Origin of the sequence: Brevundimonas sp. NIBR10 (assembly GCF_027912515.1) — a bacterium.
Taxonomy (GTDB): domain Bacteria; phylum Pseudomonadota; class Alphaproteobacteria; order Caulobacterales; family Caulobacteraceae; genus Brevundimonas.
Genome location: NZ_CP115464.1, coordinates 1,474,568 through 1,491,446 on the forward strand (window position 1 = coordinate 1,474,568; position 16,879 = coordinate 1,491,446).

General features: G+C 67.6%; 19 protein-coding genes. 17 read left to right on the forward strand and 2 right to left on the reverse strand.

Annotated features, from left to right (window positions below; all coding sequences use genetic code 11):
* The first annotated feature begins 30 nt into the window (after positions 1-30).
* Positions 31-1,143 (forward strand): aldo/keto reductase, encoded by a 1,113-nt coding sequence (locus O5K39_RS07195; protein ID WP_271146594.1) that lies wholly within the window; start codon positions 31-33, stop codon positions 1,141-1,143.
* A 15-nt stretch (positions 1,144-1,158) separates the two neighbouring features.
* Here the strand turns inward: O5K39_RS07195 and O5K39_RS07200 are convergent, their stop codons facing one another.
* The gene (locus tag O5K39_RS07200; protein ID WP_271146595.1) at positions 1,159-1,935 is read right to left on the reverse strand and encodes a hypothetical protein; all 777 of its coding nucleotides are present in this window, start codon (positions 1,933-1,935) and stop codon (positions 1,159-1,161) included.
* 132 nt (positions 1,936-2,067) lie between these two features.
* Between O5K39_RS07200 and O5K39_RS07205 the strand changes: the two genes are divergently transcribed.
* The 5 genes from O5K39_RS07205 to O5K39_RS07225 are packed head-to-tail and all read left to right on the forward strand — an operon-like array spanning position 2,068 to position 5,208.
* A complete protein-coding gene (locus O5K39_RS07205) occupies positions 2,068-3,339 on the forward strand; it encodes a nucleoside transporter C-terminal domain-containing protein (RefSeq protein ID WP_271147120.1) in 1,272 nt (423 codons plus the stop codon).
* A 20-nt stretch (positions 3,340-3,359) separates the two neighbouring features.
* The gene (locus O5K39_RS07210; protein WP_271146596.1) at positions 3,360-3,980 is read left to right on the forward strand and encodes a glutathione S-transferase; all 621 of its coding nucleotides are present in this window, start codon (positions 3,360-3,362) and stop codon (positions 3,978-3,980) included.
* Positions 3,977-4,495 (forward strand): 2'-5' RNA ligase family protein, encoded by a 519-nt coding sequence (locus O5K39_RS07215; RefSeq protein ID WP_271146597.1) that lies wholly within the window; start codon positions 3,977-3,979, stop codon positions 4,493-4,495. Before O5K39_RS07210 ends, O5K39_RS07215 begins: the two co-directional genes overlap by 4 nt.
* A gap of 18 nt (positions 4,496-4,513) precedes the next feature.
* Entirely contained in the window at positions 4,514-4,834 is a 321-nt protein-coding gene (locus O5K39_RS07220) for a type II toxin-antitoxin system Phd/YefM family antitoxin (protein ID WP_271146598.1), read from the forward strand.
* A complete protein-coding gene (locus tag O5K39_RS07225; protein WP_271146599.1) occupies positions 4,834-5,208 on the forward strand; it encodes a type II toxin-antitoxin system VapC family toxin in 375 nt (124 codons plus the stop codon). Before O5K39_RS07220 ends, O5K39_RS07225 begins: the two co-directional genes overlap by 1 nt.
* A gap of 2 nt (positions 5,209-5,210) precedes the next feature.
* Here O5K39_RS07225 and O5K39_RS07230 read toward each other — a convergent pair whose 3' ends face one another.
* Positions 5,211-5,645 carry a PaaI family thioesterase gene (locus O5K39_RS07230; protein ID WP_271146600.1) on the reverse strand — a complete coding sequence of 145 codons (435 nt, stop codon included), beginning with the start codon at positions 5,643-5,645 and terminating at the stop codon, positions 5,211-5,213.
* A gap of 51 nt (positions 5,646-5,696) precedes the next feature.
* On the opposite strand from O5K39_RS07230, the gene O5K39_RS07235 reads away from it, so the two are divergent.
* The 11 genes from O5K39_RS07235 (at position 5,697) to flhA (ending at position 16,866) form a co-directional block, all read left to right on the forward strand.
* Positions 5,697-6,020, forward strand: coding sequence for a DUF3253 domain-containing protein (locus O5K39_RS07235; protein WP_271146601.1), 324 nt, complete (start codon positions 5,697-5,699; stop codon positions 6,018-6,020).
* Positions 6,004-6,657: a uracil-DNA glycosylase family protein gene (locus O5K39_RS07240; RefSeq protein ID WP_271146602.1), complete on the forward strand. Its 654-nt coding sequence runs from the start codon at positions 6,004-6,006 to the stop codon at positions 6,655-6,657. Before O5K39_RS07235 ends, O5K39_RS07240 begins: the two co-directional genes overlap by 17 nt.
* Positions 6,658-6,752: 95 nt before the next feature.
* A complete protein-coding gene (locus tag O5K39_RS07245) occupies positions 6,753-7,772 on the forward strand; it encodes an alpha/beta fold hydrolase (protein ID WP_271146603.1) in 1,020 nt (339 codons plus the stop codon).
* A gap of 112 nt (positions 7,773-7,884) precedes the next feature.
* A complete protein-coding gene (locus O5K39_RS07250; RefSeq protein WP_271146604.1) occupies positions 7,885-8,592 on the forward strand; it encodes a hypothetical protein in 708 nt (235 codons plus the stop codon).
* 173 nt (positions 8,593-8,765) lie between these two features.
* Positions 8,766-10,352 carry a flagellar basal-body MS-ring/collar protein FliF gene (gene fliF / locus O5K39_RS07255; protein WP_271146605.1) on the forward strand — a complete coding sequence of 529 codons (1,587 nt, stop codon included), beginning with the start codon at positions 8,766-8,768 and terminating at the stop codon, positions 10,350-10,352.
* Entirely contained in the window at positions 10,352-11,395 is a 1,044-nt protein-coding gene (gene fliG, locus O5K39_RS07260) for a flagellar motor switch protein FliG (RefSeq protein WP_271146606.1), read from the forward strand. Before fliF ends, fliG begins: the two co-directional genes overlap by 1 nt.
* 1 nt (position 11,396) lies before the next feature.
* Entirely contained in the window at positions 11,397-12,059 is a 663-nt protein-coding gene (locus tag O5K39_RS07265; RefSeq protein ID WP_271146607.1) for a flagellar assembly protein FlbE, read from the forward strand.
* Positions 12,059-12,388 (forward strand): flagellar motor switch protein FliN, encoded by a 330-nt coding sequence (gene fliN, locus O5K39_RS07270; protein ID WP_271146608.1) that lies wholly within the window; start codon positions 12,059-12,061, stop codon positions 12,386-12,388. Before O5K39_RS07265 ends, fliN begins: the two co-directional genes overlap by 1 nt.
* A gap of 38 nt (positions 12,389-12,426) precedes the next feature.
* The gene (locus O5K39_RS07275) at positions 12,427-13,830 is read left to right on the forward strand and encodes a sigma-54 dependent transcriptional regulator (protein WP_271146609.1); all 1,404 of its coding nucleotides are present in this window, start codon (positions 12,427-12,429) and stop codon (positions 13,828-13,830) included.
* Positions 13,831-13,834: 4 nt separating this feature from the next.
* Positions 13,835-14,743: a class A beta-lactamase gene (bla, locus tag O5K39_RS07280; RefSeq protein ID WP_271146610.1), complete on the forward strand. Its 909-nt coding sequence runs from the start codon at positions 13,835-13,837 to the stop codon at positions 14,741-14,743.
* A gap of 23 nt (positions 14,744-14,766) precedes the next feature.
* The gene (flhA, locus tag O5K39_RS07285; RefSeq protein WP_271147121.1) at positions 14,767-16,866 is read left to right on the forward strand and encodes a flagellar biosynthesis protein FlhA; all 2,100 of its coding nucleotides are present in this window, start codon (positions 14,767-14,769) and stop codon (positions 16,864-16,866) included.
* Positions 16,867-16,879 lie beyond the last annotated feature (13 nt).

Genomic DNA, 16,879 nt, shown 5'->3' on the forward strand with positions numbered 1-16,879 from the left:
GGTTCCATAGCAATCACTAGGAAACCCTCGATGTCGCTCTCCGATTACCGCACACTGGGGCGTTCCGGCCTGCTGGTCAGCCCGCTGTCGCTCGGCACCATGACGTTCGGGACCGCGCGCTGGGGCGCGGCCGAGGATCAGTCCCGGGCGATCTTCGACGCCTATGTCGACGGCGGCGGCAACGTCATCGACACGGCCGACGTCTACGCCGGCGGGCGCGGCGAGGAGATGGTCGGGCAGTTCATCGCCGATCGGGGCCTGCGTCACGACCTCGTCCTGTCGACCAAGGCGGGCTTCGGCACAGGGCAGGGGCGTCTGGCCGGCGGCAACGGCGCAAAGCACACCAACACCGCGCTGGAAGGGTCTCTACGGCGGCTCGGCGTGGACCATGTCGATCTCTACTGGGTCCACGTCTGGGATTCGGTCACGCCGCCGGACGAACTGCTCCAGACCATGGCCGGCCTCGTTCGGTCGGGAAAGATTCGCTACTGGGGCATTTCCAACGCACCGGCCTGGTACGTCGCCAGCCTGGCCACCCTGGCGCGGGCCACGAACCGGCCGGGGCCGATCGCGATGCAGTATTTCTATTCCCTGGTCAGCCGAGACATCGAGGACGAGCATTTGCCGCTGGGGGCCGAGTTCGGCCTGGGCATGGTCCCCTGGAGCCCGCTCGCCTACGGCCTGCTGACCGGAAAGTATGATCGCGCGGCGATCGAGGCCGGGGCCCCTCGTGCCGGCGGCGTCCCCCGCGAGGCGGCCGTGGCCGGCGAGGCGCGGCCCGAGAGCGACAATCGTCTCGACGGCGCCAATCCGTTCGGCGACAGCCTGTTCACGGACCGCAACTGGACCATCGTCGAGACCCTGAAGCGCGTGGCGGACGATGCGGGCCAGAGCCCGGCCCGTGTCGCCCTGGCCTGGGTCATCGGCCGACGCGGCGTGGCGACCACCCTGATCGGCGCCAGCCGCCCGCAACAGATCGTGGACAACGCCTCGGCCCTCGACATCGTCCTGTCCGACGACCACCGCGCGATGCTGGACGCCGTCAGTGCACCCGAGCAGCGGTTGATCTACGGCCTGTTCTCGGACGCCGGACGTCGCGGGGCTGTGTTCGGAGGGGACTCGGTCATGCCTTGGCGGCCGTGAGCTGCGAGTACCCCGCTAGTCGCTGATCTCGACATCGTCGATCCAGAGCCTGCGCGGGCCGTCGGGGATATAGGTCTCCCAGCCGATGTTGACCCGCTCCATCGCCGGCAGTTCCCAGACGTAGGACGCCGGCTGGTGGACGCAGCCCTGGCCCGTGGCACCGACGTCCAGCCCCGAGATCGGCCGTCCGTCGATGGACAGGGTCAGGCCGGTCGGCGCGATCCTCCAGGCGACATCGACCCAGCGTCCCTCCGGCATGACGTCGGCCTCGCCCGCATGGCCCCAGCAGTCGGACATTGGGGCGGTAGGGTCCGAATAGCCGTCGGGCGTCTCATAGTTCGACATCAGCCGCGATCCGTTCGGTATCGGCAACTGGCCGCCGAACCGGACCAGTCCGGTATGGCCGTCGCTGCGCCGCACGCCCCGTCCCTCGATGATGGTCCAGTGGATTTCCGTACGCGGACCTTCCTCCAGCCAGACCTTCATCCGCCCGGACAGTCCGTCCCGAGCCGCAGGGAACAGGGGGCCACCCTGGTTGAACAGATAGACGGTGCCCGTCCCCGCCACGTCGATCCGCACCGACCGGTGCCCGGAGGCGGCCCGGGTGTCGTCGATCACGGCCGTGCCGTTCACCTGCTGGACGCCCCACGGACCGCCCGGCGGACCACCGACCGCATAGGCCTCGAAATCGTCGGCGATGACGGGCCCTGCACCACCGGCCTCGGGCGGCGTGGCACAGGCGACCAGACCGAACCCCAGACCGGCACCAAGCATCTTCAGGTTGATTTTCATGACAAGACCCCGTGTTCGGCTGTGGTAGCGATCCCAGTCTCACCCGGTCGATGAACGCGCGCAACCTTGCCGGTGCCTTGCGCTGACCGCGACGGACGCTAGAGGTGGATGGAGTTCGGGGATCCCATCATCATGTTCAGCCTGCTGAACCTTCAGAGCCTGTTCGGGCTGATCGTCATCGTGGCGGCGGCCTGGGGGCTGTCCGAGAACAAGCGGGCCTTTCCCTGGCGGCTGGCGCTCGGCGCGGTCGGGGTGCAGGCCCTGCTGGTGCTGGCGCTGTTCGCCATTCCGGGATCGCAGGTCGTGCTGGCCGGGATCACCGGCGCGGTCGACGGCCTGACGGTGGCGGCGTCCAAGGGCGCGCAGTTCGTGTTCGGCTATCTGGCCGGGGGACAGCAGCCCTATGTGGTCGGCAACGAGGGGGCCCTGTTCACCTTCGCCTTCAACGTCCTGCCGATGATCCTGGTGATCTCGGCCCTGTCGGCGTTGCTTTGGCACTGGAAGATCCTGAAGTGGATCACGCTGGGGTTCGGCTTCCTCTTCCAGAAGACCATGGGGCTCGGCGGAGCCTCGGCCCTGGCGGTGGCGGCCAACATCTTTCTGGGCATGATCGAGAGCCCGATCATGATCCGCGCCTATCTGGACAAGCTGACGCGGTCCGAGATCTTTCTGATGATGGTGGTGGGGCTGGCCACGGTCGCGGGATCGACCATGGTGGCCTATGCGACCATCCTGTCGGCGGTCCTGCCCAATGCGGCGGGCCATGTGCTGGTCGCCTCGATCGTCTCGGCCCCGGCGGGGGTGCTGCTGGCCCGGATCATGATCCCGGAAAAGGCGGGCGAGGGCGGGGCGGTCGCCGACTACGGCTCGGCGTTGAAATACGACTCGGCCATCGACGCCATCGTCAAGGGCACGGCCGACGGCCTGATGGTGGTGATGAACATCTCGGCGGTGCTGATCGTGTTCGTGGCCCTGGTCGCCCTGGTCAACATCATGATCGGCTGGATCCCGGTCTTCGGCGAGCCCCTGACCCTTGAACGTCTGCTGGGCTGGATCTTCTGGCCGGTCGCCTGGTTGACGGGGGTGGAGGCTTCGGAGGCCGGTCGCGCGGGCTGGCTGCTGGGCGTCAAACTGACCCTGACCGAGTTCGTCGCCTTTATCGAACTGGGCAAGGTGCCGGCCGCCGAGATGAGCGAGCGGACGCGGATGCTGATGACCTATGCCCTGTGCGGCTTCGCCAACATCGGCTCGGTCGGGATCACGGTGACGGGCCTGTCGGTCCTGATGCCCGAACGCCGCGAAGAGGTGCTGGGCATGATCTGGAAAGCCTTGTTCGCCGGCTTCTGCGCCACCCTGATGACGGCAGCGGTTGTCGGGGCCATGCCGGCCTCCATATTCGGCTGAGCCGAACACAGGATCCACCGATGAAACTCTATACCTCGAAGCGCGCGCCCAACCCGCGCCGGGTCCGCTGGGTCATGGCCGAAAAGGCCATCACCGACGTCGAGATCGTCGAGGTCGACATCATGGCCGGCGACCACAAGACGCCCGAGTACCGCGGCAAGGTCGGCGTGCCCCACGTCCCGGCGCTGGAACTCGACGACGGCACGACCATCTCGGAATCGGTCGCCATCGGCCGGTATCTGGAGTCCATGTACCCCGAGCCCAATCTGTTCGGTCACGACGCCCGCGAACAGGCGGTCATCGAGATGTGGACGCGGCGCTGCGAATTCTATCTGGCCAATCCGCTGATGCTGAACGTGCGCCACTCGCACCCGGCCCTGGCCGCCCTGGAAGGCGTTCAGGTCGCCGAGGTCGCCGAATACAACCGCGTCTGGGCCGAGCGTTTCATGCGCACCCTGGACCGCCAACTCGCCGGCAACGCCTTCATCGCCGGTGACCGGTTCACCATCGCCGACATCGTCGCCACGATCGGCCTGGACTTCGCCCGCTTGGTCAAGGTCCGCCCGCCCGAGGATCTCGTCGCCCTGAACCGCTGGTACGAGACCTGCCGGGCGCGGCCGGCGGCGTCTGCGGGCGCGTGATCGACACCGACCCGCTGATCGTCAGCCTGGGGTTCGATACGGAGACGTTCGAGCGGCTCGACGGACTGCGCCGGTCCCATTTCCCGCCGGCGCTGAACAAGATCCCTGCGCACCTGACCCTGTTCCACCATCTGCCCGGCGACCGGCCCGATGAGGTCACAGCCGCCTTGGCCGAGGCTGCCGGCACCGTCGCCCCCTTCGCGCTGGAGGTGTCGGGTCTGCGCAAGCTCGGCCGGGGCGTCGCCCTGACGCTGGTCAGCCCCGAACTCATTTCGATCCGTGCGCGGATCGCTGCGCGCTTCGCCGACGTCCTGACCCCTCAGGATCGCCAGGGTTTCCGACCCCACGTCACCATCCAGAACAAGGTCGATCCGAAGGAGGCGGCCGCTCTCCACGACCGCCTTGCCGCTGGTTTCACGCCCTGGACCGCCACAGCCGAGGCCCTGCTGCTTTGGCGCTATCGCGGCGGCCCGTGGGAAGCGGCGGGCCGGTTCGATCTTGCGAGGACCGATTAGCTAGCCTAGCTTATCTGGATGGCCGTCATCGCGAACATCCACGAAGCCAAGACGACGCTGTCCAAGCTGATCGAACGCGCGCTTGCGGGCGAAGAGGTCATCATCGCCCGGGCAGGCAAGCCGGTGGTCGAGCTCAAGGCGCTCAACCCCTCTGTCGTCGATCGTGAGGCCATCCGCCAGAAGCGCCTGGCGCTCTTCGGCAGTATGGAGGGAAAGATGAATCTCCAGCCCGGCTGGGAAGAGTCAGCCTTCGACGCCGATATGCACCGCAAATGGTATGGCGAGGAGCCCGAGGGTTTGCCCCACGCAGCCGAGACAGCAGCGCCGTTGACGCGCTGATGCGGCTGCTGCTCGACGCCAACATCGTCATCTGGCTGCTCGGAAGTCCGATCCGGATTTCACCCGCAGTGATCCGGACTTTAGAGGACGCCGACAACGACCTGTTCGTAAGTACGGCGTCCTTGATGGAGATCGCCGCCAAGGCCTCGACAGGGCGTCTGATATTCGATCAGGAAGCGCGCCAGAAGGTTGAAGCGATGTCCGACTGGCTGCCCGTGACAGCCGACCACGCCTGGAAGGTCCGAAACCTCCCGCCGATCCACAAGGATCCCTTTGACCGGGTCATCGTGGCCCAGGCGATGATCGAGGGCATGACGCTCGTCACCGGCGACCGGATTCTGGCCGACTATGGGGTCTCGGTGATCCTGACCTGACCTCAGTTCCGCAGGTCGAACTTCTTGATGATGCCGGAGAAGGTCATCAACGTCCGCTGACCCGTCGTGATCTGGCCACGCACGAAGATCAACGAACCCCCCGCACGGACGACCTCTCCCGTCGCCTCGATCAGTTCCCCGACATAGCCGCCGTCGATCAGGGTGGAGTCCAGCTGCACCGTCACGCCGTTGCGTCCCTCCATCTCCTGATAGGCGGTCTGGAACAGGGCGATGTCGGCGAAGGTCATCAGACAGCCGCCGTGCATGCGATTGCCCGCGTTCATGTGCTTGGGCTCGGCGCGAAAGGCGCAACGCATCCGGCCGTCGGGGTCGGGCCTGAAATAGAAGGGGCCGACCACCTGGTCGAAGGTGCCGTGCAGGTCATAGGTATGCCAACCGGCGAACTCGCCCTCGGTCACCGCCAGTTTCGCGACCATGTCCGTCATCCTTGCCTTACGTTCGCGCCCGCAATGCCTCATACAGGCGCGATGAGCGACCCCATCGAAACCGCAATCTTCGAAAAACTGGCCCGCGTCGACCCCAAGGGCGACAATGGCAAGAGCATCGAACCCGCCGAAGTGGCCAAGGCCCTGCAACCCGAACAGTGGCAGCGCATGATGCCCAAGGTGCGCGGCGTGGCGCTGGGCCTGATGCGCCAGGGCCGGCTGACCATCACCAAGAAGGGCAAGGCGATCGATCCGAACGCCATGAAGGGCGTGATCCGCCTGCGCCTGCCCACGGCGGAAGAGACCGCTGCGGCGCTGGCGGCGCTTCCGCCGGTCGTCAACGAGGACGATGACGACTTCGCCTGAGAGGTCCGCGCCTGATCTCGACGCCGTCCTCGCCGACATCCGCGCCTGTCGGGCGTGTCTGGGCGAACTCCCGCACACGCCGCGACCGGTGGTGCGGGTCTTTCCACAGACGCGGCTGCTGATCTGCGGCCAGGCGCCGGGGCGGCGCGTGCATGAGAGCGGCCTGCCCTTCACCGATCCGTCCGGCGACCGGCTGCGGGGCTGGATGGGTGTGGATTACGAGACCTTCTACGCCGATCACCGCATCGGCGTTGCGGCCCAGGCCTTCTGTTATCCGGGAACGGCCCCGAAGGGCGGAGACTACCCGCCGCCGCGACGCTGCGCCGAACTGTGGCGGCCCCGGCTGCTGGCCGCCCTGCCGCAGATGGAGCTGACCCTGCTGGTCGGCGGCTATGCCCAGGCCTGGGCGCTCGGCGCGCGGGCCAGGGACAACATGACCGAGACGGTGCGGGCCTGGCGAGACTTTGCGCCCACGATCCTGCCGATGCCGCATCCGTCCTGGCGCAACACGGCGTGGCTGCGCAAGAATTCCTGGTTCGACGCCGAGGTCGTGCCTTACTTGCGCAACAGGGTTCACGACATACTCTCCAACAACTCCGCTCATCCCGGCGAAAGCCGGGACCCACTTCTTTTGTGACGCACGGCGTCTGGGATTTTCTGTCGATGCGAACCCTTCGCCTCCGGTCGCCCAAAGCACTGGGTCCCGGCCTTCGCCGGGATGAGCGGAAGAGAGTGGGTCTGGCAGTCCTCGCAGCCCTTGCCCTGGCCTCCTGCACAACCCCCTATGTCCAGCCGCCGCTGACGCCACCCGCCGCCTTCGCAGGGCCCATGATCGTCGAGCCCGCGCGGCCGGGATCGCCCGGGGCCTTCATCGTCCAGGACGGCGCGCGCCTGCCCTTCCTGCGCTGGAGCCCGGCGAACGCACAGCCTGACGTCGTCATTGTCGCCCTGCACGGCATGAATGACCACGACGCCTCCTTCAGACTCGCGGGGCCGTGGTGGGCGCAAGCCGGCATCGAGACCTGGAGCTACGACCAGCGCGGCTTCGGCCGGGCCCCCGGACGGGGCATCTGGGCGGGGGAGGCGAGCATGGTCGAGGATCTTCGCACCATCACCGCCCTGGTCCGCGCGCGACGTCCCAATGCCACGATCGCGGTGGTGGGCGAGAGCATGGGCGGGTCGGTGGCGGCGGCCGCCTTCGCCTCGGACCGGGCCCCCGACGCCGACCGGCTGATCCTGCTGGCCCCCGGCGTCTGGGGCTGGTCCAGCCAGAACATCGCCAACCGCACCAGCCTGTGGATCGCCGCCCGGGCCCTGGGTTCGACGGCGGTCCAGCCGCCCGATTTCATCGCCCGCCACATCCTGGCCTCGTCCAACCTGGCCGAACTGGTCAGGAACGGCGACGACCCCGACAGCATCCTGTCCACCCGGTTCGACACCATCTCGGGCCTGGTCAGCCTGATGGAGACGGCGTCGAACAGCCTGGGCCGCACCCGCATCCCGACCCTGCTGATGTACGGTGCCCAAGATCAGGTGGTCGAGCCCGGCCCCATGCGTCGCGCCCTGATCCGCGCAGGCGACGCGCCCAACCTGCGCACCGCCTGGTATCCCGACGGCTGGCATTTGCTGAATCGCGACCTCGATGCGGAGGTCGTCTATGGCGACGTGGCGGCGTGGTTGCGCAGTCCGGACCCGCTCGCACCGCTGCCGTCCGGGGCAGGCCCGGTCCAACCGCAGCTCAAGCATCGCTAGGCGAGGCACTGTGCCGTTCCGCTGGTCTGGCCCACCACGCTGCGGCGAGCCGAATCTGGTCTATAGTGACGGTTGGCAGGGGCCGGCCCCGGTCGGCCTTCAGGGGGATAGGATGGCGGATACCGAAAAGCCGGCTCAGGCCCTGGCGGACGATGTGCTGGGATTTGGCGCAAGCGAGCTGGTCACCGTCAGGGATCTGGTCCTGCGCCCGGGCGCTGTGCTGCAGGCCTGGATGGAGCAGGGGGCCCACGGGGGCGGTGCCTATGCACGACCGCTGCGGCTCTACCTCGCGCTGAACGCGATCCTGATGCTGCTCCTGTTTCTTCGGGGAGGTGCCGGGTACATGCTGGAGGGCCTGCCTGCCGGGTTCATCGACCCGCTTGTCGCGAACGCGGGCAAGTCCAGGGACGCCTTCATCGCCGACGCCGACGGCTGGATGACTCTGGTGATGGTGCCGTTGCTGTCCCTCTTTTACGCCTTGGCGGCGGCCCCGCTGCTTCGTCTTTGGGACAGGGCGGATCTGGGCTGGCGTCGCGGGTTCCGGGCGGCCTTCGGCTGGCTGTGCGCCTGGACCGTCCTGATGCTGCCGATCGCGTGGTGGGGCTATGGTACCGGACCGCTGGCCGGCCTCGTGTCCCTGGCCATCATCATCCTGGGCCTCGTCGCCTTCCTGCGGATGGGCCGGGGCCGATGGTTCAGGTCGTGGTTGGCGGGAGTGGGCAAGGCGCTCCTGCTGATGCTCTGCGTCCAGATCGCCGCAGTCTTCGGCGGTACGCTGGTCATCGGCATCGGCCTTCTCGGCGCGGCCGCGACGCCCTGACGCGTCCGGCGTGACGATCGCCGAGGATTTTAACCCCCCTTAACGCGGCATTTACCACGCAGGCGGCAGTTTCTGCCTAGCGGGGCATACGGGCTCCCCCGTTTCAGTATGTGTGGGGACGCGTGGGCGGCTTTACGGCGGCGTTGCAGAGATTTGGGATCGGGCGCCTCGCCATGGTGCTGGGCGTCGGCGCGGGTGTCGCGGCGGTGCTCGTCCTGTTGATGATGCGCGTCGGCCAGTCGCCGGACGCCCTGCTCTATTCCAACCTGGACCTGAAGGAGGCGGGCGACATCACCGCCTCGCTGGAACAGGCAGGCATCAAGTACAAGACCCAGGGCGACGGCTCGACCATCATGGTCAACCGCGACGAGGTCGGCACCGCCCGGATGATGGTGGCCCAGAAGGGTCTCGTGACCTCGGGCTCGGTCGGATACGAGCTGTTCGACAACCAGTCGGTGCTGGGCCAGACCGAGTTCCAGCAGAACCTCAATGAAAAGCGCGCCCTCGAAGGCGAGCTGTCGAGGAACATCCTGTCGTTCCGGGGCATCTCCTCGGCCAAGGTGATGATCGCCCTGCCGCGCCGCGAGATGTTCGCCAGTGACACCGCCGAGCCCACGGCGGCGGTCACCGTCGGCGTCGGCGGTCGCGCCCTGACCGGCGACCAGATTCAGGCCATCCGCAACGTCGTCGCCTCCTCCGTGCCCGGCCTGAAGCCCGAGCGGGTCACGGTCACCGACACCGCCAACCGCACCCTCGCGGCTGGTTCCGCAGACGGCGGCTTCTCGGCTGCCTCGGCCTCCGACGCCAAGAACGAGGCGGAGATGCAGCTCCAGGCCCGCATCCTGGACATCGTCGAAGGCGTCGTCGGTCCCGGCGCCGCGCGCGTCCAGGTCACCGCCGAGATCGACCACAGTCGCGCCACCACCCAGGAACAACGCTTCGATCCCGACGGCCAGGTCGTCCGCTCGACCTCCACCAACGGCACCGAGTCGACCGACACGACGGGTCAGCCGGACGGCGGTGCCACGGCGACCAACAACATCCCCGGCGGCGCGCCCCCGGCCACCACTCCGATCGGGTCCTCCGACAAAGCCAACACAGAGACCACCAACTACGAAATCTCCAACACCACCACGACCACCATCCGCGAGGCGGGCGAGGTGCAGAAGCTGGCCGTCGCGGTCGCCGTCGACGGCGTCTGGACCCCGGCCGCCGACGGCCAGGGCGAGCCGACCTTCGCGCCCCGCTCGGCCGAGGACATCGCCAAGATCGACGCCCTGGTGAAGGCCGCCATCGGCTTCGATCAGCCGCGCGGCGACCAGGTCAAGGTCGAGGCCATTCGTTTCAGCCGCGACACCTCGGGTGCGGGCGGCACCGAGGCCAAGGCCTCCATGCTGGACTTCACCAAGAACGACATCATGCGCGGCGTCGAACTGCTGGTGCTGCTGGTGACCGGCCTGCTGCTGATCTTCTTCGTGCTGAGGCCGTTGCTGAAGTCGGCGACCGGCGGCGCGGGCGGCGGCCCTCTGGCCATGGCCGTGGCGGGTCCCGGCGGGCCGGGTGTTACCCAGCTTCAGGCCACCCTGGCGGGCGGCCAGCCCATGCTCGGCGGCCCTCCGTCGGAGATGGATCAGCGGCTCGACATCGCCCGCATCGAGGGACAGGTGAAGGCCTCCTCGGTCAAGAAGGTCGCCGAATTCGTCGAAAAGCACCCGGATGAGTCCACCGCCATCCTGCGCAGCTGGGTGCACGAAAGCTGATGGCAAAGCAGGCTGGAAGTACCAAAAAGGCTTCGGTCGAGGACGCCAAGAAGCTGACCGGGCCTGAGAAGGCTGCGGTCATCCTGCTGTCGCTGGGCGAAGAACACACCCAGCTGTGGAAGAACCTCGACGACGAGGAGATCAAGGAGATCTCCCAGGCCATGGCGAGCCTCGGCACCGTCTCCTCGAACGTGGTCGAGGAACTGATGATGGAGTTCGTCTCCGGAATGAGCGGTTCCGGTGCGGTCCTGGGGTCGTTCGAACAGACCCAGAAGCTGCTGGCCGCCTTCCTGCCGCCCGATCGCGTCGACGGCCTGATGGAGGAAATCCGCGGTCCCGCCGGCCGGACCATGTGGGACAAGCTGGGCAATGTGAACGAAAGCGTCCTCGCCAACTATCTGAAGAACGAATACCCCCAGACGGTCGCGGTCGTTCTGTCCAAGATCAAGCCCGAGCATGCCTCCCGCGTCCTCACCGCCCTGCCCGAGGATTTCGCCCTGGAATGCGTCCAGCGCATGCTGCGCATGGAGCCGGTGCAGCGCGATATCCTGGACAAGATCGAACAGACCCTGCGCACCGAGTTCATGTCCAACCTGGCGCGGACGTCCAAACGCGACAGCCACGAGATGATGGCCGACATCTTCAATTCGTTCGATCGCCAGACCGAGGCCCGGTTCATTGGCGCGCTGGAGGAACGCAACCGCGAGGCGGCCGAGCGGATTCGCGCCCTGATGTTCGTGTTCGAGGACCTGTCAAAGCTCGATCCCGGCGGGGTCCAGACCCTGTTGCGCGTGGTCGAGAAGGACAAGCTCGCCCTGGCGCTGAAGGGGGCGTCCGAAACCCTGCGCGAGATGTTCTTCACCAACATGAGCGAGCGTGCCTCCAAGATCATGCGCGAGGATATGGAATCCATGGGCCCGGTCCGGCTCAAGGACGTCGACTCGGCCCAGATGGCCATGGTCCAGGCGGCCAAGGATCTGGCGGCCAAGGGCGAGATCATGCTGGCCGGTGCCGGCGGCGCCGACGACGAGCTGATCTACTGACATGACCCACGTCGCCCCCCTCAACTCCCGTCCCTTCTCCTTCGACACCGAGTTCGCCTCGGACGGATCGACGACGCGGACCGGCGCGGCCTTCGTCCCGACCAAGCGTGCCTATCTGCCGGCCGAGGTCGAGGCCCTGGTCGCGCAGGGACGGCTGGAAGCCCGCGAGGCCGCCCTTGCCGAGGTCGAAAGCCTACAGGCCATGGCCCTGGTTACAATCGGACAGGCCATCGCGGCCTCGGCTCCGGCCCTGGGCCAGGTCGCCCAGGCCCACCGCGAACAGTCGGCCGAACTGGCCCTGGCCGCCGCCCGGGTCATCGCCACCGCCGCGCTGGACCGCTTCCCGGCCGGTCCATTGCAGGAGGCGCTGGAACAGCTCGGCTCAGAGATCGATGCTGCGCCCCGGCTGGTGATCCGCGCGCGGGGCCTGGACGAGACGGTGCAGGCCCGGCTTCAGGCCGTCTGCGCCGATGCCGGCTTCTCGGGCCTGATCGCCTTCCGGGACGATCCGGGCATGGCCACCGCCGCCTTCCAGCTCGAATGGGCCGACGGCCGCGCCGACTACGATCCGGCCGAGGCCGCTGCCCGCATGGGCGAGGCCCTGGCCGCCGCCCTCGCCGCCGAGGCCGGACATGCTGAAACCCTGAACGGGAGCCCCCACTGATGGCTGACGATTTCGCCCTGGAGGAATTCGGCGCCTCCACCGCCCTGGCCACCGCTGACGAAGGGGGCGACAAGAGCGCCACCGATCTGGCCACCGTCTTCGATGTGCCGGTCAACATTTCGGCCGTTCTGGGCAAGGCCCACATGACCGTGGCGCAACTGCTGAAACTGAACCGGGGATCGGTGCTGGAGCTGGACCGCAAGGTCGGCGAGGCCATCGACATCTTCGTCAACAACCGTCTGGTCGCCCGCGGGGAGGTCGTCGTCGTCGAGGATCGCCTGGGCGTGACCATGACGGAAATCATCAAGACCGAGGACTCGGCCGCCTAGGCGGTCGGTCACGCGTAAGAGCTTAGAGGAGAAGACCGATGCGGCTTCTGGTGGTGGGTCGGCTGAGCGGACAGCTCGCGGCGGCGGTGAAGATGGCCATGGCGCACGGCGCCAAGGTCCAGCACGTCGAACGCACCGATCAGGCGACGGAACAACTGCGCCGCGGGCAGGGGGCCGACCTGCTGATGGTCGACTACAACCTGGACATCGCCGGGCTGATCGCCGCCAACGACGCCGAGCGGATCCATGTGCCTGTGGTCGCCTGTGGCGTCGACAACGATCCGGTCAAGGCCGCCGCCGCCATCCGCGCCGGGGCCAAGGAGTTCATCCCGCTTCCGCCCGAAGCCGATCTGATCGCCGCCGTCCTGTCGGCCGTCGCCGACGACGAGCGCCCGCTGATCTCGGCCGATCCGTCGATGCAGGCCGTGGTCAAGCTGGCCGACCAGGTCGCCCGCTCCGAAGCCTCGATCCTTATCACCGGCGAAAGCGGTGTCGGTAAGGAAGTCATGGCGCGCTATCTGCACGTCAACTCCAAGCGCGCCGAACGCCCCTTCATCAGCGTCAACTGCGCCGCCATCCCCGACAACCTGCTGGAATCCGAACTGTTCGGGCACGAGAAGGGCGCCTTCACCGGCGCCGTGGCCCGCCGCATCGGCAAGTTCGAGGAGGCCGACGGCGGCACCCTGCTGCTGGACGAAATCAGCGAAATGGACGCCCGGCTCCAGGCCAAGCTGCTGCGCGCTATCCAGGAGCGGATCATCGACCGGGTCGGCGGCACCAAGCCCGTGCCCGTCAACATCCGCATCATTGCCACCTCCAACCGCGACCTGGCCAAGGCCGTGGCCGAGGGCACGTTCCGCGAAGACCTTCTGTATCGCCTGAACGTCGTCAACCTGCGCCTGCCCGCCCTGCGCGAGCGGCCCGGCGACGTGGCGGTCCTGGCCGATCATTTCGTCAAGAAATACGCCGCCGCCAATGGCGTGCCGGTGCGCCCATTGTCCGTGGATGCCCGTCGTGCGCTGGCCGCCCACCGCTGGCCCGGCAACGTCCGTGAGCTGGAAAACGCCATGCACCGCGCCGTCCTGCTGGCCGTCGGTCCCGAGATCGACGCCGAGGCCATCCGCCTGCCCGACGGCCAACCCTTGATGGGTGCGGTCGCGGGTGCCGACGCAGGGCAGGGGGGGCTCGCCGCCCGCGCCGCCCAGACCGCCGATGCCGTGTCGCGCGCCTATGTCGGCCAGACCGTCGCCCAGATGGAAAAGACCCTGATCCTCGACACCCTGACCCACTGCCTGGGCAACCGCACTCACGCCGCCAACATCCTGGGCATCTCGATCCGGACGCTCCGCAACAAGCTCAACGAATACGCCGACGAGGGCACCTCGATCATCGCCCCCCAGACGGGCATCGCTACCGGCGGCTATTCGTCCAGCGCGGCCTGATCTGATGATGGGTGCGGATCGCAGGAGCGTCCTGACCGGCCTCGGGGCGCTGGGCCTGATGGGTTGTGCGCCTGCGCCAGACCTGGCGTCGTCGGCAGAGTCGGTTCGGGAGGTCAGCGAGCCGTTCGACCTGTCGGCGCTCGAGCGTCGCGGCGGCGGCCGTTTGGGTTTCGTCGCTCTGGATCAGGGAAGCGGTAAGGGTCTGGCCTGGCGCGGCGACGAACGGTTCGTCTACTGCTCGACCTTCAAGATGTACCTCGCCGCCGCGACCCTGATACGCGTGCAGGCGGGCGATGAACAGCTCGACCGGCTGATCCCGATCACCCGCGCCGACATGATCAGCCACGCCCCGGTCACCGAGCCGGCCGTCGGCTCGACCCTGACCGTCGAACAGTTGATGAAGGGCACGGTCGAGGTCTCCGACAACCCCGCCGCCAACCTGCTGCTCAAGGCGCTCGGTGGCATCGATGCCATGCGGGCCTTCTACCGGCGCGACCTCGCCGACGACAGCACCACCGTCGATCGCTTCGAGCCCGAAATGAATCGTCTCGACGGCGACAAGGACACGATCACTCCGGTCCAGTCGGCGGCCAACATCCGCCAGCTGTTCCTCGACAACGGCACTCCCCTGTCCGACGCCTCGAAGGACAAGCTGCTCGGCTGGATGTTCGCATCCCCCACCGGCACCGCCCGGATCAAGGCGGGGGTGCCCGCCGACTGGCGCGTGGCGCACAAGACCGGCACGGGCGGCTTTGGCCCGACGAACGACATCGGCATCCTGTATCCCCCGACCGGCGCGCCTGTGATCGTCGCCGCCTACTATCACGCGACCTCGACCTCCTCGGCCGCCGCCAATGACGCCGTGATCGCACAGGCGACGCGACTGGCCCTCAGCCGACTGGGCCGCACGTGACCGACGTCCCCGTTCAGCCTGTCATGATGAAGGACGGCATGGCCCGTCCGACGGGCGGCGACATCCGTGGCTGGCTGATGCGCGGCGAGGTCGGGATGGCGGTCGGCGTGATCGGCGTCATCCTGCTGCTGATCCTGCCGGTCCCGAAATTCCTGCTGGACCTGCTGCTGGCCATCTCGCTGGTCTCCAGCGTGCTGATCCTGATGACGGCGCTGATGATGAAGCGGCCGCTGGACTTCGCCATCTTTCCGACGGTGCTGCTGATCTCGACCCTGTTCCGGCTGGGCCTCAACCTGGCCTCGACGCGCCTGGTCCTGACCCACGGGCACGAGGGCCACGACGCCGCCGGTCAGGTCATCAACGCCTTCGGGGCCCTGATGATGGGCGGCAGCTTCATCATCGGCATCATCATCTTCGCCATCATCCTGGTGGTGAATTTCGTCGTCATCACCAAGGGCTCGACCCGGATCGCCGAGGTCAGCGCCCGCTTCACCCTGGACTCCATGCCGGGCAAGCAGATGGCCATCGACGCCGACCTGTCCAGCGGCCTCATCACCGAGGACCAGGCCAAGCTCCGCCGCAAGGAGCTGGAGCAGGAATCCACCTTCTTCGGGGCCATGGACGGTGCGTCCAAATTCGTGCGCGGCGACGCCATGGCCGGCCTGATCATCGTCTTCATCAACGCCATCGGCGGCATGCTGATCGGGGTGATCCAGCACGGCCTGCCCTTCGGCGAGGCGGCCAACACCTATGTCCAGCTGACCATCGGCGACGGTCTGGTGACCCAGGTTCCGGCCATCATCATCTCCATCGCCGCCGGCTTCCTGGTGTCGAAGGCGGGCGTTGAGGGCTCGGCGGACAAGGCCCTCGTCTCGCAACTGGCGACGAACCCCGTCAGCCTGGGCATGGTCGCCGCCGCCTCGGCCCTGCTGGCCGTCATCCCCGGCATGCCGATCATCCCGTTCGTCGGCCTGGCGATCGGGGCCGGCTTCCTGGCCTGGCGCCTCGGCCGCGCCAAGCTCAGACCCCAGCCGACCGAGGCCGAACTGGCCGCCACCGCCTCGGCCGGCAAGCCAAAGGACGACGTCGAGGAACCGATCGGCACGGCCCTGACCATCGACGAGGTCAAGATCGAGCTCGGCTATTCCCTGCTCAGCCTGATCAACGACCTGGAGGGCCGCCGCCTGACCGACCAGATCCGCGCCCTGCGCCGCGCCCTGGCCCAGGAATACGGCTTCGTCATCCCCTCGGTCCGCATCCTCGACAACATGCGCCTGCCGACGCAAGGCTATGCCATCCGCATCAAGGAGATGGAGGCCGGGGCCGGAGAGGTCCGCCTCGGTTCGCTGCTGGCCATGGACCCCATGGGCCGTCAGGTCGAGCTGCCCGGCGAACACACCAAGGAGCCCGCCTTCGGCCTGCCCGCCACCTGGATCGACGATGGCCTGAGGGAAGAGGCGACCTTCCGGGGCTATACGATCGTCGATCCCTCGACCGTCCTGACCACCCACCTGACCGAGATCCTCAAGGACAATATGGCCGACCTGCTGTCCTATGCAGAGGTGCAGAAGCTGATCCGGGAACTGGGCGAGGACGAAAAGAAGCTGGTCGACGAACTGGTCCCCTCGGTCGTCACTGTCACCACCCTGCAACGGGTGCTTCAGGCCCTGCTGCGCGAAAAGGTCTCGATCCGCGATCTGGGTGCCATCCTGGAGGGCCTGGCCGAGGCCGCGCCCCATTCCACCTCGGTCACCACCCTGGTCGAACACGTCCGCAGCCGCCTGGCGCGTCAGCTGTGCTGGCAGCACAAGGGCGACGACGGTGCCCTGCCCATCGTCACCCTGTCGCCCGAGTGGGAACAGGCCTTCGCCGACGCCCTGGTCGGCACGGGCGAGGACAAGCAGCTGGCCATGGCCCCCTCACGCCTTCAGGACTTCATCCGCGCCACGCGCGACGTGTTCGAACGCGCCGCCATGGCCGGCGAAAGCGCCGTCCTCCTCACCGGCCCCCAGATCCGCCCCTACGTCCGCTCCATCATCGAACGGTTCAGGGGACAGACGGTGGTCATGAGCCAGAACGAGATCCACCCGAGGGCCCGGCTGAAGACGATCGGGTCGGTGTAGGGGCGAGTTAAAT